Below are 24,051 nucleotides of genomic sequence, written 5' to 3' on the forward strand. Positions count from 1 at the left end.
GACACCGCCGGTACTCCGCCGCCCTGCGCGACACCTCGCCTTCGCACGGGTTCCCTTCGTTCGCACGGGGTCGGATCCCGTGCGAGCGACGGGAACCCGTGCGAACGGAGCGGTCACGTGGGGACGAGGCGCCTTCCCGGGCAGAGATCGTCGGCCGGTGACCGGTCCTCCGGAGCAGGACGACGGGTCCCCGGCACAGATCGCTGCTTGAGGAAGCGGTTCTCCGGAAGAGGTATGCCGACGAGCCACCGCACCCGGGGCGACGGGGCACCGCACCCGTGGCGACCGGGGACAGCGGGTCGCGCGGCGTGCGAGGGCGGCGGATCGGCGCCGGGCACTCCGGACGCCCGCCCACGTGCCGGCACCCCGCCCACGAGCGGGCCCCGGACACACGGGAGCCCGCACCCCGTCGGGGTGCGGGCTCCCGGCCGTTCCGCGTCCGTCAGAAGTTGATCATGTGGCCGGACAGGCCGTGGATCGCCTCCTGCAGGCACTCCGACAGGGTCGGGTGCGCGTGCACGTTGCGCGCCATCTCGTGGACGGTCAGGTCCCACTTCTGGGCCAGGGTGAGCTCCGGCAGCAGCTCGGTCGCCTCGGCGCCGATGATGTGCCCGCCCAGGAGCTCGCCGTGGGTGTCGTCGGAGATGAGCTTGACGAAACCGGCGGGCTCGGCCATGCCGTGCGCCTTGCCGTTCGCGGTGAAGGGGAAGGTCGCGACGTTGACCTTCCAGCCCTTCTCATCCGCCAGGTCCCGGGCCTCGGCCTCGGTCCAGCCGAACGACGCGACCTGCGGGTTGCAGAAGGTCGCCCGCGGCATCATCTTGTAGTCCAGCTCCTGGGTCTCGGCGCCCGCCAGGGTCTCGGCGGCGACGATGCCCTGCGCCTCGGCGACGTGGGCGAGCATGAGCTTGGCGGTGACGTCACCGATCGCGTAGACGTGGTCGACGTTGGTGCGCATGTGGTCGTCGATCTCGATCGCGCCACGCTGGGTCAGCGACACGCCCAGCTTGTCGAGGCCGTAGCCGTCGACCCGCGGCGCGAAGCCGATCGCCTGCACGACCTTGTCGGCCCGCAGGTCCTCGTTGCCCTTCGACGACGACACCGAGACGGTGACGCCCGAGCCGTCGTCGGTGATCGACTCCACCTTGGTGGAGGTCCGGACGGTGACCCCGAGCTTCTTGTAGGTCTTGAGCAGCTCCTTGGACACGTCGGCGTCCTCGAGCGGGAGCAGCCGGTCCAGGTACTCGACGATGGTGACGTCGACACCGTAGTTGGCCAGCACGAACGCGAACTCGACGCCGATCGCGCCGGCGCCGGCGATGATCACGCTCTCCGGCAGCTCGCGGGTGAGGATCTGCTCCTCGTAGGTCACCACGCGCTCGGAGAGCTCGGTGCCCGGCAGCAGCTTGACCGTCGAACCCGCCGCGATGATCACGTCGTCGTAGGTGACGGTCTCGTTGCCACCCTTCGACAGCTCGACCTCGATCTCGCCCGGCTTGGTGAACCGGCCGAACCCGTCGAGCTCGGTGATCTTGTTCTTCTTCATGAGGAAGTGCACGCCCTTGACCCGGCCGTCCGCGACGGTCCGGCTGCGGTCGAAGGCGGCACCGAAGTCCAGCGACACCTCGCCGGACAGGCCGAAGGTCTTCTGCTCCTTCGTGACGATGTGGGCGATCTCCGCGTTGCGCAGCAGCGCCTTGGACGGGATGCAGCCCACGTTGAGGCAGACACCGCCCCAGTACTTCTCCTCGATCACCGCCACACTGCGGCCGAGCTGGGCGGCGCGAATGGCCGCCACGTATCCACCGGGTCCGGCACCTAGCACGACGACGTCGAAATGAGGCATGTGCCCAGCCTAGGATGCGCGCGCGGGCTCCGGGCCGTCCGGGCCTGCGTCCCCGGTCACCGGCCACTCCCCCGTGCCCGACAGGTGCGCCACGACCGCCTCGCAGGCCTCCTGCAACCCGGCCTGCTGAGCGGGCGTCAGGCCGTCGAAGACCGCCTCGCGCACGCTCTCGACGTGGTCCGGCGCGGCCGCCTCGAGCACCGCGAACCCGGCGTCGGTGAGGTGTGCGAGCTGGCCGCGGCGGTCGGTCGGGCAGGACCGGCGACCGATCCAGCCGGCCTCCTCCATCCGGGCCACCGCGTGCGAGATCCGGCTGCGCGAGGACATCGCCGACTCGGCGAGCACGCTCATCCGCAGCGTCCGGTCCGGCGCCTCGGACAGCCGCACCAGGATCTCGTAGTACGCCTGCGGCATCCCGGCGCCCGTCTGCAGCCGTCGCTCGACCAGGTCGGACACCAGGCGCTGTGCCGCGAGGAAGGCCCGCCAGGTCCGCTGCTCGTCGTCGTCGAGCCAGCGAGTGTGATCCACGACACCCTCCGAAATCTTTGAGCCCTCATCTTGTTGCACCTAGTATCGCTCTCAACAGGTGAGAGTTCAACTAACTACCCCAGGAGATCCCATGAGCGCCCCCACGAAGATCCCCGGCTACGTCGCAGGCACCTGGGACATCGACCCGGTGCACTCTGACGTCGCGTTCGTCGTCCGTCACATGATGGTCAGCAAGGTCCGTGGCCGCTTCGAGCAGATCTCCGGTGAGCTCGTCACCGCCGAGAAGCTCGAGGACTCGACCGTCACCGCCACCATCGACGCCTCCTCCCTGAGCACCGGCAACGAGCAGCGTGACGGTCACATCCGCTCGGCCGACTTCTTCGAGGTCGAGAAGTACCCGGAGTGGACCTTCCGGTCCACCGGGCTCGCCGCCAAGGGTGACGACTTCGTGCTCACCGGCGACCTGACCCTCAAGGGCGTCACCAAGCCCGTCGAGCTGGACCTCGAGCTGAACGGCTTCGGCCCGGACGCCTGGGGCGGCACCCGCGCCGGCTTCACGGCGACCACCACGATCAAGCGCTCGGAGTTCGGTGTCGACATCGAGCTGCCGATGGACGGCGGCGGCGTCGTCGTCAGCGAGAAGGTGGGCGTCGAGCTGGAGATCCAGGCCGTCCTGCGCGCCTCCTGACCGACCGCATCATCCCCGGGAGCCCCGGTCCGCGACGTGCGGCCCGGGGCTCCGGCGCGTCGTAGGCTCCACACCGTGGCGGGATACCGGGAGATCACGCCGGACGGACCGGACGCCGGCCTGCTCGAGTGCGCCTGGCAGAGCCGGCACGACCGGCCCTGCACCCAGCGCGTGCTGCCCGACGGCTGCATGGACCTCCTGCTCCTCGACGCCCGGCCGACCGTCGCGGGCCCGGACACGGCCGCCCACCTGGCGACCGGCCCGGCGGGCGCCGTGACGACGGGGCTGCTGTTCCGGCCCGGCATCCTGCCCGGCCTGCTGGGCGTGCCCGCCGACGCGCTGCGAGACGCCCGGACCCCGCTGGAGGACCTGCTGCCGGGCCCACCGTCGCGCGCCGTGCTGGACACCGTGCGGGCGCTCGCGGACGACCCGGACGCCGACGACGTCCCCCGGCTCCTGCTGGGTGTCACCCGCGCCCTCCGAGAGGCGGCGGACGACCGGCGCCCGCTCCCCGATCCGCTCCCCCGGCCTGCGCTGCGGGCGCTGGCCCGCGGGACGCCCGCCGCCGAGGTCGCCGATCTGCTCGGGATCACCTCCCGCACGCTGCACCGGCACTGTCTCGCGACGCTCGGCTACGGCCCGTCGGTGGCCCGCCGGGTGCTGCGGTTCCGGGCGGCGAGCAGCCTGCTGTTCGCCGGGGTGCCCACGACCGAGGTCGCCGCCCGCACCGGCTACGCCGACCAACCGCACTTGTCCCGCGAGGTACGGGCGCTGGCCGGCGTCTCCCCCACGACGCTCACGGGCTGACCGGTCCGGGCCGGTCCCCGTCCGGGGGCCCGACCCACTCCGCGTACTCCGGCAGCGACGGCCGGTCCCGGTCGGCGCCGGTCAGCATCGCCGCGAACGCCTGCGCCGCGGGCACGGGATGCCGGCCCCGTGGCACGACCAGCGCGATCCGCCGCGTGAGCACCGGGCCGTCGAGCGGTACCGCGACCAGCCCGGCGAAACCGGTCAGCGGGACGACGAGGCCCGGGACCGCCGTCACACCCAGCCCGGCGGCGACGAGGCCGGCGACGGCGGCGATGTTCCGTGCCGCCAGTCCCCGCTCCGGACGTGCGGCGGCCAGGAACAGGGCCCGGTCCACGTGCTGGCGGATGCTGGTCGTCGGGTCGAAGTCCACGAGCGGCTCGCCGTCCAGGTCCGCCCAGCGGAGCGTGGGGCGCCCGGCGAGCCGGTGGTCCGGCGGGACGAGTGCGCAGAACCGGTCCGCCGCGACCGGGGGCGCCAGGAGGTCGGGTGGGGCGGCGCCGTCGTCGGGCAGGACCGTCACCGCGAGATCGGCCCGCCCGGTCCGCACCCGCTCGAGGACCTCGTCGGCCAGCGCGTCGGACATCTCGGTCCGCACCCCGGGCCGGGCCCCGCGGAACGCGGACACCACACCGGGCAGCAGGATCGCCGCGAGCGATGGCAGCGTGGCGATGCGGACCGCGCCCTCGCGGCCGCCGAGGAAGCCGTCGACGTGCCGCAGCTCGGACTCGACGGCGTCGAGGGCACGCCGGGCCGCGGCCACCACGGCGTTCCCGGCCGGGGTCGGCTCCAGCCGCCGGGTGGTCCGCTCGAACAGGCGCACCCCCAGCCGTCGTTCGACGTCGGCGACGACCCGGCTCAGCGACGGCTGGGCGACGCGCAGCGTGTGCGCGGCCGCGGTGAACCCACCGGCGTCGTGCACGGCGACGACAGCCCGGAGCTGCTGCAACGTGAGATCCATAGGCCCTCCGCATCAGTCGATCCACATCTGGTCTTTGACGAGCATAGGTCCCGGGCAGCAGCGTGTGCGGCGGGCCACAGCCGGTCCACCGCCGACGAGGAGGTCGACGATGCTCGCCGCGATCGGATTCCTGACCCTCGCCGTGTTCCTGGCGGCGGTGCTCTCCGGACGGGTGTCGGTGCTGCTGGCACTGACGGTGGTCCCCGCCGCGGGTGCCGTCGTCGCCGGGCTCGCCGGCGGCCTCGGGGACTACGTCACCGACGGTCTCGAGACCGTCGCCCCGGTCGCGATCATGATCACCTTCGCGATCCTCTACTTCAGCCTGATGCTCGACTCCGGGCTGTTCGACCCCGCGATCCGGCGGGTGGTGCGTTGGGCGGGCGGTGACCCGCTCAAGATCTGCGTCGGGACCGCGGCGCTGACCGTCCTGGTCGCGCTGGACGGCGACGGCGCCTCCACGTTCCTGATCATGGTGAGCGCGATGCTGCCGCTCTACCAGCGGCTCGGCATGCGCCGGATCGTCCTGGCGGGCCTGGTCTGCCTCGGCGCGGGCGTGATGAACATGGTCCCGTGGGGCGGGCCGACCGCCCGGGCCATGGCGGCACTCGATCTCGACGCCACCGCCGTGTTCGTACCGCTGCTGCCCGCCATGGACGCCGGCATCGCGTGGGTGCTGCTCGCGGCCTACCTGATCGGGCGCGCGGAGCGGCGCCGCCTCGGCGTCGTCGAGCTCGACCCGGCGGACGCCCCGGGCGCCGCGGCCGCGCCCGTCGTGCGGTCCCGTGCCGACCGGATCCGGTTCGCACTCAACGTCGTGCTCACGCTCGCGCTGGTCGTGGTGCTGCTGTTCCAGCTCGCCGATCTGCCGGTGGTGTTCCTGTGCGCCTTCGTGCTCGCGCTGCTGGTGAACCGGCCGACCTGGGACGGGCAGCGGGCGCTGTTCGAGAAGCACGGCCACAACGTCGTCCTGGTCACCGCGATGATCTTCGCCGCGGGCGTGTTCACCGGCGTGCTCGGCGGCACCGGGATGATCACCGCGCTGGCGGAGTCGATCGTCTCCCTGGTCCCGGACGGCGCCGGGTCGCTGGTGCCGGTCGCCGTCGCCGTCACCTCGATGCCGCTCAGCCTCGTGTTCACCCCCGACGCCTACTACTTCGGTGTGCTGCCGGTGCTCGCCGAGACCTCCGCGGCGCTCGGCGGCGACCCCGCCGAGGTCGCCCGGGCCGCCGTCCTGGGCCAGATGACGACCGGTTTCCCGCTCAGCCCGCTCACCGCGTCCACCTTCATCCTGCTCGGCATGACGGGCGTGGAGCTGGGCCGCCACCAGCGGTTCGTCTTCGGCTGGGCGTTCGGGACCACGCTGGTGATGAGCGTCGTCGCGCTCGCCACGGGCGCACTGACCCTCTGACCCGACCCGACCGAGGAGGACGCACGCGATGCCCCCGACCACGACCCGGATCGGCAGCGGCGCCGGGTTCGCCGGCGACCGGATCGACCCGGCCGTCGAGCTGGCCCGCCACGCCCGCCTCGACGACCTGGTGCTGGAGTGCCTGGCCGAGCGGACGATCGCGCTCGGCCAGCGCCGCAGGCTGGCCGACCCGGGGGCCGGCCACGACACGCGGCTGGAGCAGCGCCTGACCGCACTGCTCCCCGACCTGCTCGCCGGTGGTGTCCGGCTGCTGACGAACATGGGCGCGGCCAACCCGCCTGCGGCCGGCCGGATCGTCCGCGACCACCTCGACCGGCTCGGGTCGACGGCCCCGGTCGCCGTCGTCACCGGCGACGACGTCCTCGACCGGATCGATCCGGACGCCCCCGCCGCCGAGGACGGGCGCCCGCTGCGCGCGCACGGCGAGCTCGTCTCGGCGAACGCCTACCTGGGTGCCGACGCGCTGCTGCCGGCGCTGGAGTCGTCGGCGGCGGTCGTCGTCACCGGCCGGGTCGCGGACCCGTCGTTGTTCCTGGCCCCGCTCGCGCAGCGGCTGGGCTGGGACCTCGCCGACCCCGGGCCCGCCGCGGCCGGGACGCTGGTCGGGCACCTGCTCGAGTGCGCCGGCCAGCTCACCGGCGGCTACGCGGCCGATCCGGGGGCGTTCGACGTCCCGGGCCTCGCCCGGCTCGGGTTCCCGTTCGCCGACGTCGCGGCGGACGGCAGCGCCGTCTACGGCAAGCCGGACGGCAGCGGCGGCCGGCTGGACCGCCACACCGTCCGGCAGCAGCTGCTCTACGAGGTCACCGATCCGACCGGCTACCGCACCCCGGACGTCCTGCTGGACCTGCGCGGCGTGCGGGTCGACACCGCGGGCCCCGACCGGGTCCGGGTGACGGGCGCACGGGGCCGGGCCCGGCCCGACGAGCTCAAGGTCAGCGTGGGCTACCGGGCGGGGCACCGGCTGGAGGCCGGGATCTCCTACGTCGGGCCGAACGCGGCCGCACGGGCCCGGCTGGCCGCCGACGTCGTCGCCGAGCGCGTCCGCGGGCTGCCGGTCACTCCGCGGATCGAGGTCCGCGGCGGCGACGACGACGCCCGGCTGCGGGTCGCGGCCGTCGACCACGACACCGGCGCACTGGACGTCCTCGGGCACGAGGTCGAGGCGCTCTACACGAACGGTCCGGCGGGCGGGGGCGGCGCCCGCGCGCACGTCGACGAGGTCATCGGTGTGCTGTCCACCCTGGTCCCGCGGGCCGCCGTCGCCCCGCACGTCACCCTGCTGGAGGCCGGCCGTGCGGCTGCATGAGATCGCGTACTGCCGGGCCGGGGACAAGGGCACCGTCGCGACCCTGACCGTCGTCCCGCACGACGACGCCGGCTACGACGACCTGGTCGCCGCGCTGACCCCGGACCGGGTCCGTGCCGCGCTGGACCGGTGGGTCGGCGGCGAGGTGATCCGCCACGAGCTCCCGCTGGTGTGCTGCCTGCAGTTCGTCTGCACCGGGGTGCGGGGTGGCGGGGTCACGGTGTCGGCCGAGCTCGACACTCACGGGAAGTCGCTGTCCTCCCGGCTCCTCGACCTGGAGATCGGGGAGGACCATTCGGACATATCCAGATCAATCGGATAGGTTCGTCCCCCGAACGAGCAGCGCGGCACGAGGGGGACGTATGGCCACGACCGACCCGGGGACGTCGGAGAACCCGACCGAGGAGCGCAGGCCGGCCGGGGACGAGCCCCCCCCCCCCGCCCGGCACCGGAGGGACGACCGCGGCCGACGGCCGCTCACCGGGCCGCACCTGGGTTTTCCGGGCACTCGGCGTGGGCCTCGGGGCGCTGACCTGGATCCTCCTCGGGGCCGCGCAGACCCTCGAACCCGACGCCCGGGTCGTCGCTGCGATCGGGGTGCTGATGGCGGCCTGGTGGGTCACCGAGGCGGTGCCGCTCTCCGCGACCGCGCTCCTGCCGATCGTGCTGTTCCCCGCACTCGGGGTGGTCGGCGTCTCCGACATCACGGCCGACTACGGCGATCCGATCGTGTTCCTGTTCCTCGGCGGGTTCCTCATCGCCATCGCGATGCAGAAGTGGCACCTGCACCGGCGCATCGCGCTCCTGACGCTGCGGACCGTCGGCACCTCCCCGACCCGGATCGTGCTCGGGATGATGATCGCGACCGGGTTCCTGTCGATGTGGGTGTCGAACACGGCGACCACCCTGATGATGCTCCCGATCGCGCTGTCGGTCCTGGCCCTCGTCGCGGAGCGGGCAGGCAGCTCGGGCGACTCGGTCCGCCGCGGAGCCCCGATCAGCGAGACCGTCCGCGATCCCGGGGTGCGGACCTTCGGGGTCGGGCTCGTCCTGTCGGCGGCCTGGGCGTCGTCGATCGGTGGTCTCGGCACGCTCCTCGGGAGCCCGCCCAACGCGATCGTCGCCGGTTACGTCGCGGACGAGCTCGACCGCGAGATCAGCTTCCTCGGCTGGATGCAGCTCGGCGTGCCGATCGTGGTCGTGTTCATCGGTGTGGCATGGCTGCTCATCACGCGGTTCCTGTTCCGCACCGACCTCACGGAGATCCCCGGCGGCCGGGAGATGATCGACGACCAGCTCCGCGGGATGGGCCCCGCCAGCACGGCCGAGAAGCGGGTGCTGGGCGTGTTCGCCGGTGCGGCGATCCTCTGGATCGTGCCGGGCATCCTCACGGAGTTCGCCGCGATCGACGCCGCGCTGCCGTGGCTGGGCGAGATGAACGACACCGCGATCGCCATCGCGGCGGGTCTCGCGCTGTTCCTCCTGCCCGCGGACACCGAGCCGCCGGACGAGCCGCGCGAGGACACCGGTGCCGTACGGCCGTACCGGATGCTCCTGGTCTGGGAGGACACCCAGCGGGGACTGCCCTGGGGCGTGCTGCTACTCTTCGGCGGCGGGCTCGCCCTGGCCGGTGCGGTCGCCTCCAGCGGTCTCGACGAGTTCATCGGCGCGAGCGTCGCCGGTCTCGGGGTCCTGCCGATCCTGCTGCTCGTCGGCGCCGTCGTGCTGATCGTGCTGTTCCTGACCGAGGTCACCAGCAACACCGCCACGGCCGCGACGTTCATCCCGGTGCTCGGCGGCGTGGCGATCGGCATCGGGGCCGACTCGATGACCCTGCTGATCCCGGCCGCGCTCGCCGCGACCTGTGCGTTCATGTTGCCGGTCGGGACACCGCCGAACGCGATCGTCTTCGGGTCCGGCGTGGTCACGATCGGCCAGATGGCCCGTGGCGGGCTGACATTGAACGTCGTCGGCGTCGTGCTGATCACCCTGTTCGCCTACCTGCTCGGTGGGTGGGCACTCGGCCTGCAGTTCTGACCGGCCGGAGGGCTCACACCCAGGCGAACAGGTCGAGCGGGGACCCGTCCGGGTCGCGGACGGTCGCGTAGCGCTGGCCCCACGGCGCGTCGAACGGGTCGAGAACCGACTCGTACCCGACGCCGGTGATCCGCTTCCAGGCGTCGTCGACGGCGGACGCACCCGGCAGCCGGAACGCGACCGACATGCGTCCGTCGCCGGTCGGGGCCGCGCCGGGGTGGAAGCCCTCCACCATCGACTGCAGGTCCAGGGCCAGCCGGATGCCGCCGCGCAGGGTCGTCTCCACGTGCGGCGACGACTCCGCGCCGTCCGGGAACTCCAGGCCCACCAGCCGGTAGAAGGCCACCGAGCGGGCCATGTCCGTCACCATGATGCCGATCATGTCGAGCTCGGCGCCGATCGTCTCGTCCATGCGCGGAAGGCTAGGCCCGGTCCCGGGCCCGCGTCGTGAACGGATCGGACACGGCGTCGGCGGTCCGTTGCGATCGGCAATCGTGACGACGTCGCCGTCCGGTCACCGCCGCTACTCTGCTCGCCCGTCGACCGGGACTCCGGGCCGCGACGACTGCACGCGATCCGCCGCTGCGCGCGCGGCGCCCCGGCGAGGGATCGGTGACCCACCCGACCGTCGTACCGGAGGACATGATGACCAGGAAGATCGTCGACTGCCGCGAGATGCCGAGCGAGTCCGGCTGCACGCTGACCCTGACCGGCGAGGAGGCCGAGGTCCTCGACGCCGCCTGCGGGCACGCCGTGGCCGTGCACGGCCACACGGACGGCCCCGAGCTGCGCGACGCGATCCGCGCCGGCATGCGGACCGCCCCGCTGGACGCCGCCGACGGTTCGTTCGTCCAGATGATCGAGTTCGACACGAACCGCATCGAGGACATGGACGGGCTCGTCGAGGAGTGGATGCGCGAGATCGGCACCGAGCGCACCGCGCAGTGGTACGTCGTCGCCGAGGACCGGGAACGCCCCGGCACCTACGTGGAGGTCGTCGGCTTCCCGAGCCACGAGCTGGCGATGCGCAACTCCGACCACCCGGCCACCACCCGGATCGCCGAGCGGATGCAGAAGATCGCGACCGGCGAGCCGACGTTCCGCAACCTCGACGTCGTCCGCGCCCGGACGCCGTGAGCCCCTGATCCCGCGGAGTGCCCGACGACGGACGGCCCCGCCACGGAGACCGTGGCGGGGCCGTTCGCCGGGTGCGTGCCTACAGGTACTGGCCGGTGTTCGACGCGGTGTCGATCGCGCGGCCGGTGGCCTCGTTCTTGCCGGTGACCAGGGTGCGGATGTAGACGATCCGCTCGCCCTTCTTGCCCGAGATCCGGGCCCAGTCGTCGGGATTGGTGGTGTTCGGGAGGTCCTCGTTCTCCGCGAACTCGTCGACGATCGCGTCCAGCAGGTGCTGGACCCGCAGGCCCGTCTGACCGGACTCGAGCACCGACTTGATCGCGGACTTCTTCGCCCGGTCGACGATGTTCTGGATCATCGCGCCCGAGTTGAAGTCCTTGAAGTAGAGGGTCTCCTTGTCACCGTTGGCGTAGGTGACCTCCAGGAACCGGTTCTCCTCCGACTCGTCGTACATCCGCTCGACGATGCGCTGGATCATCCCGTCGACGCACGCCTTGCGGCTGCCGCCGAACTCGGCGACGTCGTCGTCGTGGATGGGCAGGGTCTCGGTGATGTACTTGGAGAAGATGTCCTGCGCACCCTCGGCGTCCGGACGCTCGATCTTGATCTTCACGTCCAGCCGCCCGGGCCGCAGGATCGCCGGGTCGATCATGTCCTCGCGGTTCGAGGCGCCGATCACGATCACGTTCTCCAGGCCCTCGACGCCGTCGATCTCGGCGAGGAGCTGGGGCACGATCGTCGTCTCGACGTCGGAGGACACCCCCGAGCCACGGGTCCGGAAGATCGAGTCCATCTCGTCGAAGAACACGATCACCGGGGTACCGGCCGAGGCCTTCTCCCGGGCCCGCTGGAAGATGAGCCGGATGTGCCGCTCGGTCTCGCCGACGAACTTGTTGAGCAGCTCCGGGCCCTTGATGTTCAGGAAGAACGCACGGCCCTCGTCCGGGTCGTCGCCCCGCTGCTTGGCGATCTTCTTCGCCAGCGAGTTCGCGACGGCCTTCGCGATGAGCGTCTTCCCGCAGCCGGGCGGTCCGTAGAGGAGCACGCCCTTGGGCGGGCGGAGCTCGTACGTGGTGAACAGCTCGGTGTGCAGGAACGGCAGCTCGACCGCGTCCTGGATCTGCTCGATCTGCCGGGACAGGCCACCGATGTCGTGGTAGGCGATGTCCGGGACCTCCTCCAGCACGAGGTCCTCGACCTCGGCCTTGGCGACCCGCTCGTAGGCGTAGCCCGCCCGCGAGTCGACCATGAGGGAGTCCCCGGACTTGAGCGGGCTGGTGCCCTCCTCGTCGCCCAGGTCGAACAGCGGTGCGGCGAGCCACACCACCCGTTCCTCGTCGGAGTGGCCGACGACCAGGCCGCGACCGGCCGAGCCGTCGTCACCGGGCTTGGTGATGATCTCGCGCAGCGAGTACAGGTCGCCGACCTGCTCGAAGCCCATGGCCTCGACCACGGTCAGCGCCTCGTTCAGCCGGACCGACTGCCCGCTGCGGAGCTGCTCGCCCTCCACCGCGGGCGAGACGGGGACGCGCATCCGGCGGCCGGAGGTGAAGACGTCGACGGTGTCGTCGTCGTACCGGCCGAGGAACACGCCGTATCCGGACGGGGGTTGGGCGAGCCTGTCGACCTCCTCGCGGAGTGCGACCAGCTGCCCCCTCGCCTCCTTGAGGGTCTCGGTGAGCTTCTCGTTGCGCGCGTTGAGCGCGGAGAGCCGGCTCGTGGTCTCGGCCAGGCGCTGCTCCAGCACTCGGGCGTGCCGGGGCGTCTCGGTCAGCCGCTGACGCAGCGTCGCGATCTCGCTCTCGAGGTGACGGATGCGCTCCGCGGTCTCGGCCGGGCCGAGATCGTGACCAGATTGGATGTCCCGCCTGCCGGGACCGTCGTCGTAGGGGTGGTTCACGGCAGCCTCCCTCCGTGTTCCGTCTCACCACGGTACCCGGGCGGGGGAACCGCGGCGGTGCGTCGAACCGGTGATCCGGGCCTCAGCCGGTCGGCACCACGTGGTCACTCTGCGGCTTCTCGCCCGTCACCGCCACGTCCACACGGAGGGGACTTCGTAACGTTCTTGTTCCGCGCCGGGCGCGTCGCGGTCCGCCGCCAGGGCGATCCGGGTGAATCCCCTGGTGCGGACGCCGTCCTCAGCGGCCGGTCGGGCGGCGCTGCTGCCGGGGCGGGGTCACGCCGTCGGCGAGCCGGCGCGACGTCACCAGGAAGGCGGTGTGCGCGATCATCCGGTGCTCCGGCCGGACCGCGAGCCCCACGACGTGCCACGGCCGGACCATGGCCTCCCACGCCTCCGGCTCGGTCCAGCACTGCATCTCGCGGAGCTTCTCGGTGAGCACCGACAGCTGGGTCGTGGTCGCCACGTACCCGACGAGGATCCCGCCCGGGACCAGGCTCTCCTTCACCGCGTCGAGCACGTCCCACGGCGAGAGCATGTCCAGGACGACCCGATCGACCTCGCCTCGGTGCTCGCGGACGTCGCCGACGGTGAGGTCCCAGTGCGGCGGGCGGTGCCCGAAGAACTTCTCGACGTTGCTCACCGCGTGCGGGGCGTGGTCGTCGCGGACCTCGTAGGACACGACCCGGCCGGTCGGCCCGACGGCCTGCAGCAGTGAGCAGGTCAGAGCCCCGGACCCCGCACCCGCCTCCAGCACCCGGGCGCCCGGGAAGACGTCGCCCCACATCAGGATCTGTGCGGCGTCCTTCGGGTAGATCACCTGCGCGCCGCGCGGCATCGACAGGACGTAGTCGGCCAGCCGCGGCCGCAGGGCCAGGTAGGGGGTGTTCGCGGCGGAGTGGACGAGGCTGCCCTCGTCGGCGCCGATGATGTCGTCGTGCTCGATCTGGCCGCGGTGGGTGTGGTAGGCGCCACCCGACTCGAGGACGACGGTGTAGTGGCGTCCCTTCGGGTCGGTCAGCTGGACCCGGTCCCCGTCCCGGAACGGGCCGCCGCGCCGGGGCGGCTCCCAGGTGACGGTGTCGTCGGAGGCGGCGAGGGGACCGTCGGGGGTCGGGAGGGCGTCGTGCACGGGCGACGACGCTAGCCGCGCGCCCCACCCGTCCCGCCGCCGGGGCGCCCGCCCCGCTTCGGCACCAGCAGCACCAGCCCGATCAGCAGCAGCACCGCACCCCCGCCGACGACCAGCCCGGGCCCGGTCCGCAGGAAGCCGGCGGCGCCACCGACCCACGGCAGGTGGTACCAGAGCCGCCCGAGGAGGTTCTCCGCCGTGACCGGGTGCGGGTCGGGCGCGGCGTTCGCGTCCCCGCGGGTCGTGAACACCGGCCCCGGTGCCACCTCGACGACCCGGTGGGTCACCGTGCGGGTCTCCCCGCTCGCCGGGTCGCGGTCGACGAACGAGGCGACGTCGCCCACGACGACCGATCCCGGGTCGACCGGGCGGGAGACGACCAGTGACCCCACCGGCAGCGTCGGCACCATGCTCCCGGAGAGCACCGTCAGCGCCCGCGACCCGGTCACGGCCGGGACCACGGCCACCGCCACGGCCACCGCGACCGCCGCGAGGACGAGCAGGGTGACCAGCCCGCCGACCAGCCGGCCGGGCAACGAGCGGCGGGGAGCGGGCTCGGCCGCCGGCCAGGACGCACGGGAGGGTCCGGAGGAATGTCGGCCCATCCGCTCACCATAAGTGCCCGCTACGGCACGTCCAGTACACGATCGAGCGGTGACCTGCGGCGACCCGGTGGGAAAGAGTGTCCCATGGACAACCGCAAGCGCCTCGCGATCGGCATCGCGGCCGTGGCGGTGGCTGTGCTCGCCATCGGCCTCGGCACCTACGCCGCCTTCACCGACACCGAGGACGGCCCGTCCGGCAACGCCGCGTCCGGCACCCTCGACCTGACCGTCGGCTCCGACGCGAGCACGACCTTGTTCAACCAGGACAACATCGCCCCCGGGTTCAGCACGACCGTCGACGTCACGGTGCGGAACGTCGGGACCGTCCCCGGCACCGTCACCGGGAACCTGACCGTCACCGGTGCCGACGTCACCTGCACCGAGCCGGAGGCGGAGGCGGAGGGCGTCGCGGCAGGCAAGTGCGCCGCCGGCGGGAACCTGCAGGACCAGATGACCGTCCAGGTGCTGTCCGGGCCCGGGGTCACGACGCCGGCCGCCGCCGTCCCGCTGAAGACCTTCGTCAACTCGCCGCTCCCGGCCGGGACGCTCGGGGGCAACTCCGACGGCGTCTACAAGCTGCAGTTCGCCCTCCCGGCGGCGGCCGACAACAAGGTGCAGGGTGACCGGATCTCGATCGGGTCGACGTTCACCCTGAACCAGAACACGTGAGCCCGGCGGTCCCCCGGCGGCGGGCGGTGCTCGCGCTGGGGGTCACGGTCGTGCTGGTCGCGGTCTCCGCCGCGGCCTGGGGCACCTGGGCGACCTTCGTCGACCGGGATCCCGGAGCGGCAGGCGCCACCTCGTCGGCGACGGTCGTGCTGGGCGGCCGGTCGGCGCCGCCCGCCGTCGCGCTCACCGGGCTCCGCGCCGGGTCCACGACGACCGCGACGGTCACCGTGGACTACCGGGGCACGGTGCCCGCGACGCTGTCGTTGTCGCTGCCCGCGACGACGTCGACGGCGTGCACCAACGGGGTCGGTGGCCTCCTCGACGGGCTCAACGTCGGGTCGCTGGTCGTCACGCTCGGGTCGCGCGCCGCGGAGTCGTACTGCGCGCTGCTCGACGGGAAGGACCGCGTCGTCGCGACACTGCAACCGGGGACCGTGACGACGGTCCCGGTGAAGGTGACGGTCGGGGCGATCGTGCTGCTGCCGCGTACCGAGGCCGCCACCCTGCGGCTCAAGGTGAGCGGCGGGTTCACCGACCGGGTCGACGGCACCCTCCGCATCACGACGAACCTGCTGGGCACGCGGTCTCTGCGGGTCGCCGCGCCCGCCGCCTCCTCCCCCACCGTCGCCCCGGCCGTGGCGGCGCCGCCCGCCGAGTGCGTCGACGCCGGCATCACCCAGCCCGCCGAGACGATCAGCCTGTCCGGGAACGGGGCGACCTTCGACGCCCGCACCGAGCGACCGGGGGCGACCGGCCCGTTCCTGATCATCGGCACCCCCGGTGCGGACCGGATCACCGGCTCGCCCGGGCAGGACTGCATCGTCGGGGCCGGGGGCGACGACGTGCTCGACGGCGGCGCCGGGGACGACGTCCTCGTCGGTGGCGACGGCGACGACCGGCTCACCGGCGGCGACGGGGCGGACCGGCTCTACGGCAACGCCGGTGCCGACACGCTCCTCGGTGGCCCGGACGACCCGCCCGCGGCCGACGTCCTGCACGGCGGGGCCGACGGCGGGGACTGCCCGGACGCCGGGCCCGAGGACGCCGTCACCGCGTGCACCGTCCCCCCGGGGCCCGCCGCACCGGCACCGGCCACCCCGGAGCCGGGGAGCCCGGCTCCGGCCGTGCCCGAGGGGACCCCGGACGGCCCCGCGACGGAGCCCGCCCCGCCGGCCGGCAGCACCGCACCGGAACCAGCCGCACCGGCGCCCCCGGCCGCGGACCCGGTCGCCCCCGGGGCCGTCCCCGAGGGCGCGCCCGATCCGGACGGCCCCGGTGCGGCCACGACGACGCCGCCGGGCTGAGCGGGACCGTCGGGGGTCCCGGTTAGCCTCGGGATCGTGACCGCCGAGGAGCCGCTCCCCCACCCGGCCGCCGCGGTGCCGCCCGCCGCGGGGGTCGTGGAGGCCGGGTCCGCCGGTCCGGCGCCGCGCCCGCCCGCGCTGTCGCCGTCGCGGGCGGCGGACTTCCGGCGCTGCCCGCTGCTCTACCGGTTCCGGGCCGTCGACCGGCTGCCCGAGCCGCCGTCCCGCGCGCAGGTCCGCGGCACCCTCGTGCACGCGGTGCTGGAGCGGCTGTTCGCGCTGCCGGCGCCCGAGCGCACCCCGGCGGCGGCACGTGCCCTGCTCGGCCCCTGCTGGGACGAGCTGTCCGCCGGGCTCGGCGACGCGGTCACCGGCGGCCCGCTGTTCACCGGTCCCGGCGACCCGGAGCTGGCGGTGTGGCTGGACTCCGCGGCCGGGCTGCTCGACACCTACTTCACCCTCGAGGACCCGGCGGAGGTCCCCGCGGTGGCCGTGGAGGAGCGCGTCGAGACGAGTCTCGACGGGGCGGACGGCGTCGTCCCACTGCGGGGGATCGTGGACCGGCTCGACGAGTCACCGGACGGCACGCTGCGGGTCGTCGACTACAAGACCGGTGCGACGCCCGGCGAGGGCTTCGAGGGCTCGGTGCTGTTCCAGCTGAAGTTCTACGCGCTCACGGTGCTGCTCACCCGCGGCCGGGTCCCCGACGAGCTGCGGCTGCTGTACCTGTCCGACGGCACCGCGCTGACCTACCGGCCGGACGAGGACGAGCTGCACCGCTTCGCCCGTCTCCTCGACGCCGTCTGGTCCGCGATCCGCCGGGCGGCACCGACCGGGGACTTCCGCCCGAACCGGGGGCGGGCCTGCCGCACGTGCGACCACCGCGCGCACTGCCCCGCCTGGGACGGCGTGCCACCGCCCTACCCCGGGTGGCCCGGTGACGCCGCGGGCGAGGCCGTCGGGGCATGATCGCGGCCGTGACGTCCCCCATTCCCCCCCCCGGACCGTTCTACCTGCCCCACGGCGAGCGCACCGGCGACGGCGGCGGCACCGTCGGCGAGTTCGAGGCGACCCCGTCGACCACCGGCCCGTGGTACGCCGACGCCCAGCACATGGGGCCGCCGTCCGCGCTGCTGGTCCGGGCGATGGAGCGCCTGCCCGAGTCGCGCCCGGGTGGCGCCGAGGCGGGTTGGCGGCTCGCCCGCGCGTCGGTCGAGGTGCTGGGCATGGTCCCGGCCGGCCCGGTCACGGTCACCGCGGAGGTCGAGCGGCCGGGCCGCACCATCGAGCTGCTCTCGGCGACGATGTCGGCGGGCGGTCGCGACGTGCTCCGGGCGCGGGCCTGGCGGCTCGCCGCCGGCGACACCGCCGGTGCCGAGCAGGGCGCGGTCGCGCCGCTGCCGGGCCCGGGGACCGGCACGATCCGCACCGAGCGGCCCGACGGCTGGCTGCCCGGCTTCCTCGACGCCACCGAGTGGTCGTGGCTCGGCGGCGACGAGCTGGGCGCTCTCGGGCCGGCGCGGACCTGGGTCCGGCTCCGGGTCCCGCTGGTCGACGGTGAGGAGCCGACCCCGGCGCAGCGGCTGATGGTCGCCGCGGACTGCGCGAACGGCGTCGCGGCGCCGCTGGACGTCCGGAAGTGGCTGTTCGTCAACACGGAGCTGACCGTGCACCTGCACCGGGCGCCGGAGGGCGAATGGATCGGGGTCGACGCCGCCACCGTCATCGGGCCGGACGGGCTCGGCACCTGCTCGGCCACCCTGTTCGACGAGCACGGCCACACCGGCCGCAGCGGTCAGGCGCTCACCGTGCGCCCGCGCTGAGCGCGGCGCCCCCACCCCGCACACGACGGCGGCCCGCCCCGGGATCCGGGAGCGGGCCGCTGTCGTGGGAGCGGACGACTCAGCTGCCGTGGCCGTTCACGGTCATGGCGCGGCACGACCGGATCTCCGAGGTCAGGATCGCGGTCGCGCCGATCGTGGCGAGCCGGTCCATGACCCGGTTGGTGTCCTTGGTCGGGACCATCGTGCGGACCGCGACCCAGCCGGCCTTCCGCAGCGGGGAGACGGTCGGCGCCTGCAGGCCCGGGGCCACCTTCTCCACGTCGGGCAGCAGCGACTCGGGGCAGTCGAAGTCCATCATCAGGTACTCGCGGGCGAGGACGACACCCTGGAGCCGGTCGGCGAACACCCGCTTGGTCGACGTGACGTCGCCGTCCTCGACGCGGTCGGGACGCTTCTCGCGCTCGATGAGCGTGGCCTGCGACGTCGCGATCGGGTCACCGATGATCTGGAGCCCGTGCTGGCGCAGCGTCCGCCCCGAGGAGACGACGTCGGCGATGGCGTCGGCCAGGCCGAGCTGGATCGAGATCTCCACGGCACCGTCGAGCTTCACGATCTCGGCGCCGATCCGCTTGCCGGACAGGTACGAGCGGACCAGCCGCGGGTACGACGTCGCGATCTTGCGGCCGTCGAGGTCCTCGAGCTTCCAGTCCGAGTCGGTCGGCGCCGCGAAGTGGAACCGGGACTTGCCGAAGCCCAGCGGGAGGATCTGCTGGGTCTGGCTGCCGGACTCCTCCATGAGGTCGAAGCCGGTGATGCCCAGGTGCAGGTCGCCCTTGCCGACGTAGGTGGCGATGTCCTTGGGCCGCAGGTAGAAGAACTCGATCTCGTTCTCCTCGTCGACCACGCTGAGGTCACGTGAGTCGGTCCGCTGGCGGTACCCCGCCTCGCGCATCATCGTGGCGGCGGGCTCGGCCAGGGTGCCCTTGTTCGGCAGTGCCACGCGGAGCATGACGCTCTCCTGAATCTCGGTCTCGGCTGTGCTGTCTGGTGCGGGCGGGAGCTACAGATGCTTGTAGACGTCCTCGAGGGCGAGCCCCCGTTGGATCATGATCACCTGTAGCCGGTAGAGCAACTGCGAGATCTCCTCGGCCAGCTCGTCGTCACCCTGGTACTCCGCGGCCAGCCACACCTCGCCGGCCTCCTCCAGCACCTTCTTGCCCTGGGCGTGCACCCCGGCGTCCAGTGCGGCGACGGTCCCCGAGCCTGCCGGCCGCTCCGTGGCCTTGGCCTGGAGCTCGGCGAACAACCCGTCGAATGTCTTCACGTGCATCGACCCCTTCCGCCGACCAGTGTGAACCGTGACGCGGCCGACACCACCGGAGACCCGGGGCTCCGAGCCGTGCGGGCAACGCACCGCGCCGGGTGGTTCACCCTTTGTGACCAGCCCGGGCGCGTGCCGCCGTTCGTCGCCGGCGACGAACCGCTCGCACGCGACCGGGAAGGCGGGGACCGTCTCAGCCGCGGGCGCGGACCTCGGCCAGCACCGCGGCCAGCTCCGCAGGCCCGACGCCGTCGAGGGAGTCGCGCTGCACGCGCCGCTCCCCCGCCGGGACGGCCAGCTCGCACGGCACCACGAGCACCGCGCACCCGGCCCGCTCCGCGGACAGCGCGCCGGTCGGCGAGTCCTCCACCGCCACGCAGTCACCGGGGTCGAGCCCGAGCAGCTCCGCCCCGCGGCGGTACGGCTCGGGCCCCGGCTTCGGCTCGGCCACCTCGTCGCCGGGGACGACGGCCGCGAAGTGCTCGCGGCCCAGCGTCTCCAGCGCGCGCTCCGCCAGCACCCGGATCGTGTTGGTGACCAGGACCGCCGGGATCCCCTCGGCGCGCAGCGCCCCGAGGAGCTCCCGCGCGCCCGGTCGCCACGGCACGCCGTGCGCGAACAGCTCGCCGGCCCGGTCGTAGAGCCACTCACCGGTCTCCCGGTACTCGTCGGCGGGGACGCCTGCCGGGTCCCGGCCCGCCTCGCGGAAGCAGATCCGCAGCGACGAGTCGAGCGACCCGCCGACCGACTCCAGACGCGCCTCCGTGGACAGCGGAGGCGCGCCGAGGTGCTTCATGAGGTCGTTGAGGGCGACCTCCCACACCTTCTCGGAGTCGATGAGCGTGCCGTCCATGTCCAGCAGCACGCCCCGCAGCGCCCGCGGCTCAGGCATCGGGGTTGTACCCGAGGTTGGGCCGCAGCCACCGCTCGACCTCGTCGACCTCGGTGCCGAGCCGGCCCGCGTAGTCGGTGACCTGGTCGCGCCCGATCCGGCCCACGGTGAAGTACCGGGAGTCGGGATGGGCGAACATCATGCCGCTGACGGCGGCCGCCGGGGTCATCGCGTACGACTCGGTCAGTTCGATGCCCAGCTCCTCCGCGCCGAGCAGGTCGAACAGCGGACGCTTCTGGGTGTGGTCCGGGCAGGCCGGGTAGCCGAACGCCGGCCGGATGCCGCGGAACTTCTCGCCGAGGAGCTCCTCGAGCGGCTGCTCGGCACCGGGCTCGAACCACTGCCGGCGTGCCTGGAGGTGCGCGTACTCGGCGAACGCCTCCGCGAGCCGGTCGGCCAGCGCCTTCACCATGATGGCCCGGTAGTCGTCGAGGGCGTCCTCGTACTCCTTGGCCATCTCCTCCGCACCGTGGATGGAGACCGCGAAGGCGCCGAGGTGGTCGCCCTCGGGCGCCACGTAGTCGGCGAGGCTGCGGGTGGCGCGGCCCTCCGGCTTCTTGGTCTGCTGGCGCAGCATCGGCAGCCGGACGTCACCCGCCTCCGGCGAGATGACGATGTCCTCGCCCTCGGCGTGCGCGGGCCAGAACCCGTAGACGCCCTTCGCCGTGAAGCGGTCGCCCTCGATGATCTCGTCAAGCATCGCGTTGGCGTCGTCGTAGAGCTCCTTGGCCACCGGCGAGTTCAGGATCCCGGGGAACTTGCCCTTGAGCTCCCAGGCCAGGAACAGGAACTGCCAGTCGATCAGCTCGCGCAGCTCCGCGATGGTCGGCGCGCACTCGCGGACCCCGGTGAACTCCGGCGCGGGCAGGTCGTCGAAGGTGACCTGCTCGCGGTTGGCCACCGCCTCCTCGAACGGCAGCAGCGGCTTGGCCTCCCGGTTCGCGTGCTGCTCGCGCAGCCGCTCCTGGTCCTCGCCGTTGCGCTTGCCCAGGGCCTCCGCGCGGTCGTCGTCGAGCAGGTCGGAGACCACCCCGACGACGCGGGAGGCGTCGAGCACGTGGAGCACGTTGCCGTCGTAGGCGGGCGCGATCTTCACCGCGGTGTGCTGGCGCGAGGTCGTCGCACCACCGATGAGCAGCGGCAGCTTGAGCCCCCGGCGCTCCATCTCCGCGGCGACGCCGACCATCTCGTCCAGCGACGGGGTGATGAGGCCGGACAGGCCGATGACGTCGGCGTTCTCCGCGACGGCGGTGTCGAGGATGGTCTGCGCGGGCACCATCACGCCGAGGTCGACGACCTCGTAGCTGTTACAGCCGAGCACCACACCGACGATGTTCTTACCGATGTCGTGGACGTCGCCCTTGACCGTGGCCATGACGACCTTGCCGTTGCCGCGGTCGTCGATCTCCCCGCGGGCCCTGGCCTCCTCCTTCTCCTCCTCCATGTACGGCTCGAGGTAGGCGACCGCCCGCTTCATCACGCGCGCCGACTTCACCACCTGCGGGAGGAACATCTTGCCGTCGCCGAACAGGTCGCCGACGACCTTCATGCCGTCCATGAGCGGACCCTCGATGACGTGCAGCGGCCGGTCGGCCTCGGCGCGCGCCTCCTCGGTGTCCTCCTCGATGTAGTCCACGATGCCGTGCACCAGGGCGTGCGAGATCCGCGAGCGGACGTCGTTCTCCCGCCAGCTGAGGTCGACCTTGCGCTGGGTGCCCTCGCCCTTGAACCGGTCGGCGCTCTCGACGAGCCGGTCGGTGGCGTCGGGACGCCGGTTGAACAGGACGTCCTCGACCATCTCGAGCAGGTCGGCCGGGATGTCCTGGTAGACCGCGAGCTGGCCGGCGTTGACGATGCCCATGTCCAGGCCGGCCTGGATGGCGTGGAACAGGAACGCCGAGTCCATCGCCTCGCGGACGACGTTGTTGCCACGGAAGGCGAACGACAGGTTCGAGACGCCACCGGAGATGTGCGCGCCCGGGCAGCGCTCCTTGATCCGCGGGAGGGCCTCGATGAAGTCCTTCGCGTAGTCGTTGTGCTCCTCCATGCCGGTGGCGATGGCGAGGATGTTCGGGTCGAAGATGATGTCCTCGGGCGGGAGGCCCGCCTTCTCGACCAGCAGGTCGTAGGCCCGTCCGCAGATCTCGACCTTCCGGTCGGCGGTGTCGGCCTGGCCCGTCTCGTCGAACGCCATGACGACGACGCCCGCCCCGTAGGACCGGACCGTCGCGGCCTGGCGGAGGAAGGGCTCCTCGCCCTCCTTCAGGCTGATCGAGTTGACGACACCCTTGCCCTGCACGCACCGCAGCCCGGCCTCGACGACCGACCACCGCGAGCTGTCGATCATGATCGGCAGCCGGGCGATCTCCGGCTCGGTGGCCAGCAGGTTCAGGAAGGTCGTCATCTCCTCGTCGGACTCGAGGAGGTCGGCGTCCATGTTGACGTCCAGCATGTTCGCGCCACCGCGGACCATGTCCAGCGCGACGTCGAGCGCGCCGTTGTAGTCCTTCGACTCGATGAGCCTGCGGAACCGCTTGGACCCGGTGACGTTGGTCCGCTCACCGATCATCACGAAGCCGGTGTCCGGGACGATGTCGAACCGCTCGAGCCCGGAGAACCGGGTCCGGTGGGCGGGCTCCACGGGGGTCCGCGGGGCCACGTCCTTGACCGCGCCCGCGATCTCGCGGATGTGGTCGTGCCCGGTGCCGCAGCACCCGCCGACGATGTTGACCAGGCCGGACTCGGCGAACTCGCGGAGCAGGGCCGCGGTCTGGTCCGGGGTCTCGTCGTAGCCGCCGAAGGCGTTCGGGAGGCCGGCGTTCGGGTAGCTCGCGGTGAAGGTGTCGCTGATCTCGGACAGCGCGACGACGTGCGGGCGCATGTCCTCGGCACCCAGCGAGCAGTTCAGGCCGACGACCAGCGGGTCGGCGTGCCGGATCGAGGTCCAGAAGGCGTCCACGGTCTGCCCGGACAGCGTCCGGCCCGACCGGTCGACGATCGCCACCGAGATCCAGATCGGCAGGTGCGGCGCGATGTCGTGCGCGGCGTGCAGGGCGGCCTTCGAGTTCAGCGTGTCGAAGATCGTCTCGATCAGCAGCAGGTCCACACCGCCGTCGTCCAGCGCCGCGATCTGCTCGGCGTAGGACTGGTAGACCTCCTGGTAGGTCACCGCGCGGAACGCCGGGTCCTCGACCTTCGGCGACAGCGACAGGGTGACGTTCAGCGGCCCGATGGAGCCCGCGACCCACTTGGGCTCGCCGGTCTCCGCCTCCGACTCGTCGGCCGCCTGCCGGGCCAGCTTCGCGGCCTCGACGTTCATCGCCACCACGTGGTCCTCGAGGCCGTAGTCGGCCTGGCCGATGGTGGTGGCGGTGAAGGTGTTCGTCGTCGTGAGGTCGGCGCCGGCCGTGAAGTAGCGCCGGTGACTGTCCAGGATCAGGTCCGGACGGGTCAGGTTCAGCAGGTCCGGGTCGCCGTTGGTGTCCTTGTGGTGGCCCTCCAGCCACTCCGCCTTGTAGTCGTCGGCGGTGAGGCCCAGGCCCTGGATGACGGTGCCCCAGGCACCGTCGATGACACCGATCCGGCTGCCGAGGAGTTCCCGCAGCTGGCCGGTTCTCCGTTCCGCCGTGGCGACCCGCTCGGGGTCGATGCGGCGGGTGGAGATGTCGCCGTCCGAAGAGGTGCACACCGAGTGATCCGCTCCCGTCGTAGATGACACGATCAGTCAGGCTACCCCGGGCC

Annotated in this window: 22 protein-coding genes; 11 read left to right on the top strand and 11 right to left on the bottom strand. The window is 72.8% G+C overall.

The window, feature by feature from the left end:
• Window positions 1-442: 442 nt before the first annotated feature.
• Window positions 443-1,846, bottom strand: a complete 1,404-nt coding sequence (lpdA, locus tag Ae150APs1_RS02380) for a dihydrolipoyl dehydrogenase (RefSeq protein WP_075295470.1) — start codon at window positions 1,844-1,846, stop codon at window positions 443-445.
• A gap of 9 nt (window positions 1,847-1,855) precedes the next feature.
• Window positions 1,856-2,374 (bottom strand): MarR family transcriptional regulator, encoded by a 519-nt coding sequence (locus Ae150APs1_RS02385; protein WP_010235398.1) that lies wholly within the window; start codon window positions 2,372-2,374, stop codon window positions 1,856-1,858.
• 91 nt (window positions 2,375-2,465) lie between these two features.
• Here Ae150APs1_RS02385 and Ae150APs1_RS02390 point away from each other — a divergent pair, with 91 nt between their 5' ends.
• Window positions 2,466-3,023 carry a YceI family protein gene (locus Ae150APs1_RS02390; RefSeq protein ID WP_075295472.1) on the top strand — a complete coding sequence of 186 codons (558 nt, stop codon included), beginning with the start codon at window positions 2,466-2,468 and terminating at the stop codon, window positions 3,021-3,023.
• Between the two features lie 75 nt (window positions 3,024-3,098).
• Window positions 3,099-3,830, top strand: a complete 732-nt coding sequence (locus tag Ae150APs1_RS02395; RefSeq protein ID WP_083679887.1) for a helix-turn-helix domain-containing protein — start codon at window positions 3,099-3,101, stop codon at window positions 3,828-3,830.
• Here Ae150APs1_RS02395 and Ae150APs1_RS02400 read toward each other — a convergent pair.
• Window positions 3,820-4,791 carry a LysR family transcriptional regulator gene (locus Ae150APs1_RS02400; protein WP_075295475.1) on the bottom strand — a complete coding sequence of 324 codons (972 nt, stop codon included), beginning with the start codon at window positions 4,789-4,791 and terminating at the stop codon, window positions 3,820-3,822. The genes Ae150APs1_RS02395 and Ae150APs1_RS02400 overlap by 11 nt on opposite strands.
• A gap of 109 nt (window positions 4,792-4,900) precedes the next feature.
• Between Ae150APs1_RS02400 and Ae150APs1_RS02405 the strand changes: the two genes are divergently transcribed.
• The 4 genes from Ae150APs1_RS02405 to Ae150APs1_RS02420 all read left to right on the top strand — a co-directional run bounded on the left by Ae150APs1_RS02405 (window position 4,901) and on the right by Ae150APs1_RS02420 (window position 9,566).
• Complete coding sequence (locus Ae150APs1_RS02405) at window positions 4,901-6,199, top strand: citrate:proton symporter (protein ID WP_075295477.1); 1,299 nt, start codon at window positions 4,901-4,903, stop codon at window positions 6,197-6,199.
• A 28-nt stretch (window positions 6,200-6,227) separates the two neighbouring features.
• Window positions 6,228-7,529: an acyclic terpene utilization AtuA family protein gene (locus tag Ae150APs1_RS02410; protein ID WP_075295478.1), complete on the top strand. Its 1,302-nt coding sequence runs from the start codon at window positions 6,228-6,230 to the stop codon at window positions 7,527-7,529.
• Complete coding sequence (locus Ae150APs1_RS02415; RefSeq protein ID WP_075295479.1) at window positions 7,516-7,851, top strand: hypothetical protein; 336 nt, start codon at window positions 7,516-7,518, stop codon at window positions 7,849-7,851. Before Ae150APs1_RS02410 ends, Ae150APs1_RS02415 begins: the two co-directional genes overlap by 14 nt.
• A gap of 191 nt (window positions 7,852-8,042) precedes the next feature.
• Complete coding sequence (locus tag Ae150APs1_RS02420; protein ID WP_075295480.1) at window positions 8,043-9,566, top strand: SLC13 family permease; 1,524 nt, start codon at window positions 8,043-8,045, stop codon at window positions 9,564-9,566.
• A 13-nt stretch (window positions 9,567-9,579) separates the two neighbouring features.
• Here the strand turns inward: Ae150APs1_RS02420 and Ae150APs1_RS02425 are convergent, their stop codons facing one another.
• On the bottom strand, window positions 9,580-9,978 hold the full coding sequence (locus Ae150APs1_RS02425) for a VOC family protein (RefSeq protein ID WP_075295481.1): 399 nt from the start codon (window positions 9,976-9,978) through the stop codon (window positions 9,580-9,582).
• 200 nt (window positions 9,979-10,178) lie between these two features.
• On the opposite strand from Ae150APs1_RS02425, the gene Ae150APs1_RS02430 reads away from it, so the two are divergent.
• The gene (locus Ae150APs1_RS02430) at window positions 10,179-10,703 is read left to right on the top strand and encodes a DUF1059 domain-containing protein (protein ID WP_010224423.1); all 525 of its coding nucleotides are present in this window, start codon (window positions 10,179-10,181) and stop codon (window positions 10,701-10,703) included.
• 79 nt (window positions 10,704-10,782) lie between these two features.
• Here the strand turns inward: Ae150APs1_RS02430 and arc are convergent, their stop codons facing one another.
• The 3 genes from arc to Ae150APs1_RS02445 form a co-directional block, all read right to left on the bottom strand.
• Window positions 10,783-12,564, bottom strand: a complete 1,782-nt coding sequence (arc, locus tag Ae150APs1_RS02435) for a proteasome ATPase (RefSeq protein ID WP_075301593.1) — start codon at window positions 12,562-12,564, stop codon at window positions 10,783-10,785.
• A 277-nt stretch (window positions 12,565-12,841) separates the two neighbouring features.
• Complete coding sequence (locus Ae150APs1_RS02440; RefSeq protein ID WP_075295482.1) at window positions 12,842-13,735, bottom strand: tRNA (adenine-N1)-methyltransferase; 894 nt, start codon at window positions 13,733-13,735, stop codon at window positions 12,842-12,844.
• A gap of 11 nt (window positions 13,736-13,746) precedes the next feature.
• Complete coding sequence (locus Ae150APs1_RS02445) at window positions 13,747-14,340, bottom strand: signal peptidase I (RefSeq protein WP_083680380.1); 594 nt, start codon at window positions 14,338-14,340, stop codon at window positions 13,747-13,749.
• An 84-nt stretch (window positions 14,341-14,424) separates the two neighbouring features.
• Between Ae150APs1_RS02445 and Ae150APs1_RS02450 the strand changes: the two genes are divergently transcribed.
• The 4 genes from Ae150APs1_RS02450 to Ae150APs1_RS02465 are packed head-to-tail and all read left to right on the top strand — an operon-like array spanning window position 14,425 to window position 18,136.
• Window positions 14,425-15,009, top strand: a complete 585-nt coding sequence (locus Ae150APs1_RS02450) for a TasA family protein (RefSeq protein ID WP_075295484.1) — start codon at window positions 14,425-14,427, stop codon at window positions 15,007-15,009.
• Window positions 15,006-16,313 (top strand): hypothetical protein, encoded by a 1,308-nt coding sequence (locus Ae150APs1_RS32535; RefSeq protein WP_075295486.1) that lies wholly within the window; start codon window positions 15,006-15,008, stop codon window positions 16,311-16,313. Before Ae150APs1_RS02450 ends, Ae150APs1_RS32535 begins: the two co-directional genes overlap by 4 nt.
• A gap of 36 nt (window positions 16,314-16,349) precedes the next feature.
• The gene (locus tag Ae150APs1_RS02460) at window positions 16,350-17,282 is read left to right on the top strand and encodes a PD-(D/E)XK nuclease family protein (RefSeq protein WP_083679889.1); all 933 of its coding nucleotides are present in this window, start codon (window positions 16,350-16,352) and stop codon (window positions 17,280-17,282) included.
• Complete coding sequence (locus tag Ae150APs1_RS02465) at window positions 17,279-18,136, top strand: thioesterase family protein (RefSeq protein ID WP_170918030.1); 858 nt, start codon at window positions 17,279-17,281, stop codon at window positions 18,134-18,136. The genes Ae150APs1_RS02460 and Ae150APs1_RS02465 overlap by 4 nt, the downstream gene beginning before the upstream one ends.
• Before the next feature lie 79 nt (window positions 18,137-18,215).
• Here the strand turns inward: Ae150APs1_RS02465 and hisG are convergent, their stop codons facing one another.
• From hisG to metH, 4 genes are all read right to left on the bottom strand, one after another.
• The gene (hisG, locus tag Ae150APs1_RS02470; RefSeq protein WP_010227422.1) at window positions 18,216-19,106 is read right to left on the bottom strand and encodes an ATP phosphoribosyltransferase; all 891 of its coding nucleotides are present in this window, start codon (window positions 19,104-19,106) and stop codon (window positions 18,216-18,218) included.
• 51 nt (window positions 19,107-19,157) lie between these two features.
• Window positions 19,158-19,421, bottom strand: coding sequence for a phosphoribosyl-ATP diphosphatase (locus Ae150APs1_RS02475; protein ID WP_010227420.1), 264 nt, complete (start codon window positions 19,419-19,421; stop codon window positions 19,158-19,160).
• 190 nt (window positions 19,422-19,611) lie between these two features.
• Window positions 19,612-20,310 (bottom strand): HAD family phosphatase, encoded by a 699-nt coding sequence (locus Ae150APs1_RS02480; protein ID WP_075295488.1) that lies wholly within the window; start codon window positions 20,308-20,310, stop codon window positions 19,612-19,614.
• Window positions 20,303-23,959, bottom strand: a complete 3,657-nt coding sequence (gene metH / locus Ae150APs1_RS02485; RefSeq protein WP_075301599.1) for a methionine synthase — start codon at window positions 23,957-23,959, stop codon at window positions 20,303-20,305. The genes Ae150APs1_RS02480 and metH overlap by 8 nt, the downstream gene beginning before the upstream one ends.
• Window positions 23,960-24,051 lie beyond the last annotated feature (92 nt).

It is taken from the genome of Pseudonocardia sp. Ae150A_Ps1, from assembly GCF_001932315.1.
Classification (GTDB): domain Bacteria; phylum Actinomycetota; class Actinomycetes; order Mycobacteriales; family Pseudonocardiaceae; genus Pseudonocardia.

What these genes read in the sequence shown, in the direction of transcription:
- lpdA (WP_075295470.1), bottom strand. Translation starts at nt 1,846, where the DNA reads ATGCCTCATTTCGACGTCGTCGTGCTAGGTGCCGGACCCGGTGGATAC.
- Ae150APs1_RS02390 (WP_075295472.1), top strand. Translation starts at nt 2,466, where the DNA reads ATGAGCGCCCCCACGAAGATCCCCGGCTACGTCGCAGGCACCTGGGAC.
- Ae150APs1_RS02400 (WP_075295475.1), bottom strand. Translation starts at nt 4,791, where the DNA reads ATGGATCTCACGTTGCAGCAGCTCCGGGCTGTCGTCGCCGTGCACGAC.
- Ae150APs1_RS02405 (WP_075295477.1), top strand. Translation starts at nt 4,901, where the DNA reads ATGCTCGCCGCGATCGGATTCCTGACCCTCGCCGTGTTCCTGGCGGCG.
- Ae150APs1_RS02410 (WP_075295478.1), top strand. Translation starts at nt 6,228, where the DNA reads ATGCCCCCGACCACGACCCGGATCGGCAGCGGCGCCGGGTTCGCCGGC.
- Ae150APs1_RS02425 (WP_075295481.1), bottom strand. Translation starts at nt 9,978, where the DNA reads ATGGACGAGACGATCGGCGCCGAGCTCGACATGATCGGCATCATGGTG.
- Ae150APs1_RS02445 (WP_083680380.1), bottom strand. Translation starts at nt 14,340, where the DNA reads ATGGGCCGACATTCCTCCGGACCCTCCCGTGCGTCCTGGCCGGCGGCC.
- Ae150APs1_RS02450 (WP_075295484.1), top strand. Translation starts at nt 14,425, where the DNA reads ATGGACAACCGCAAGCGCCTCGCGATCGGCATCGCGGCCGTGGCGGTG.
- Ae150APs1_RS02465 (WP_170918030.1), top strand. Translation starts at nt 17,279, where the DNA reads ATGATCGCGGCCGTGACGTCCCCCATTCCCCCCCCCGGACCGTTCTAC.
- hisG (WP_010227422.1), bottom strand. Translation starts at nt 19,106, where the DNA reads ATGCTCCGCGTGGCACTGCCGAACAAGGGCACCCTGGCCGAGCCCGCC.
- Ae150APs1_RS02480 (WP_075295488.1), bottom strand. Translation starts at nt 20,310, where the DNA reads ATGCCTGAGCCGCGGGCGCTGCGGGGCGTGCTGCTGGACATGGACGGC.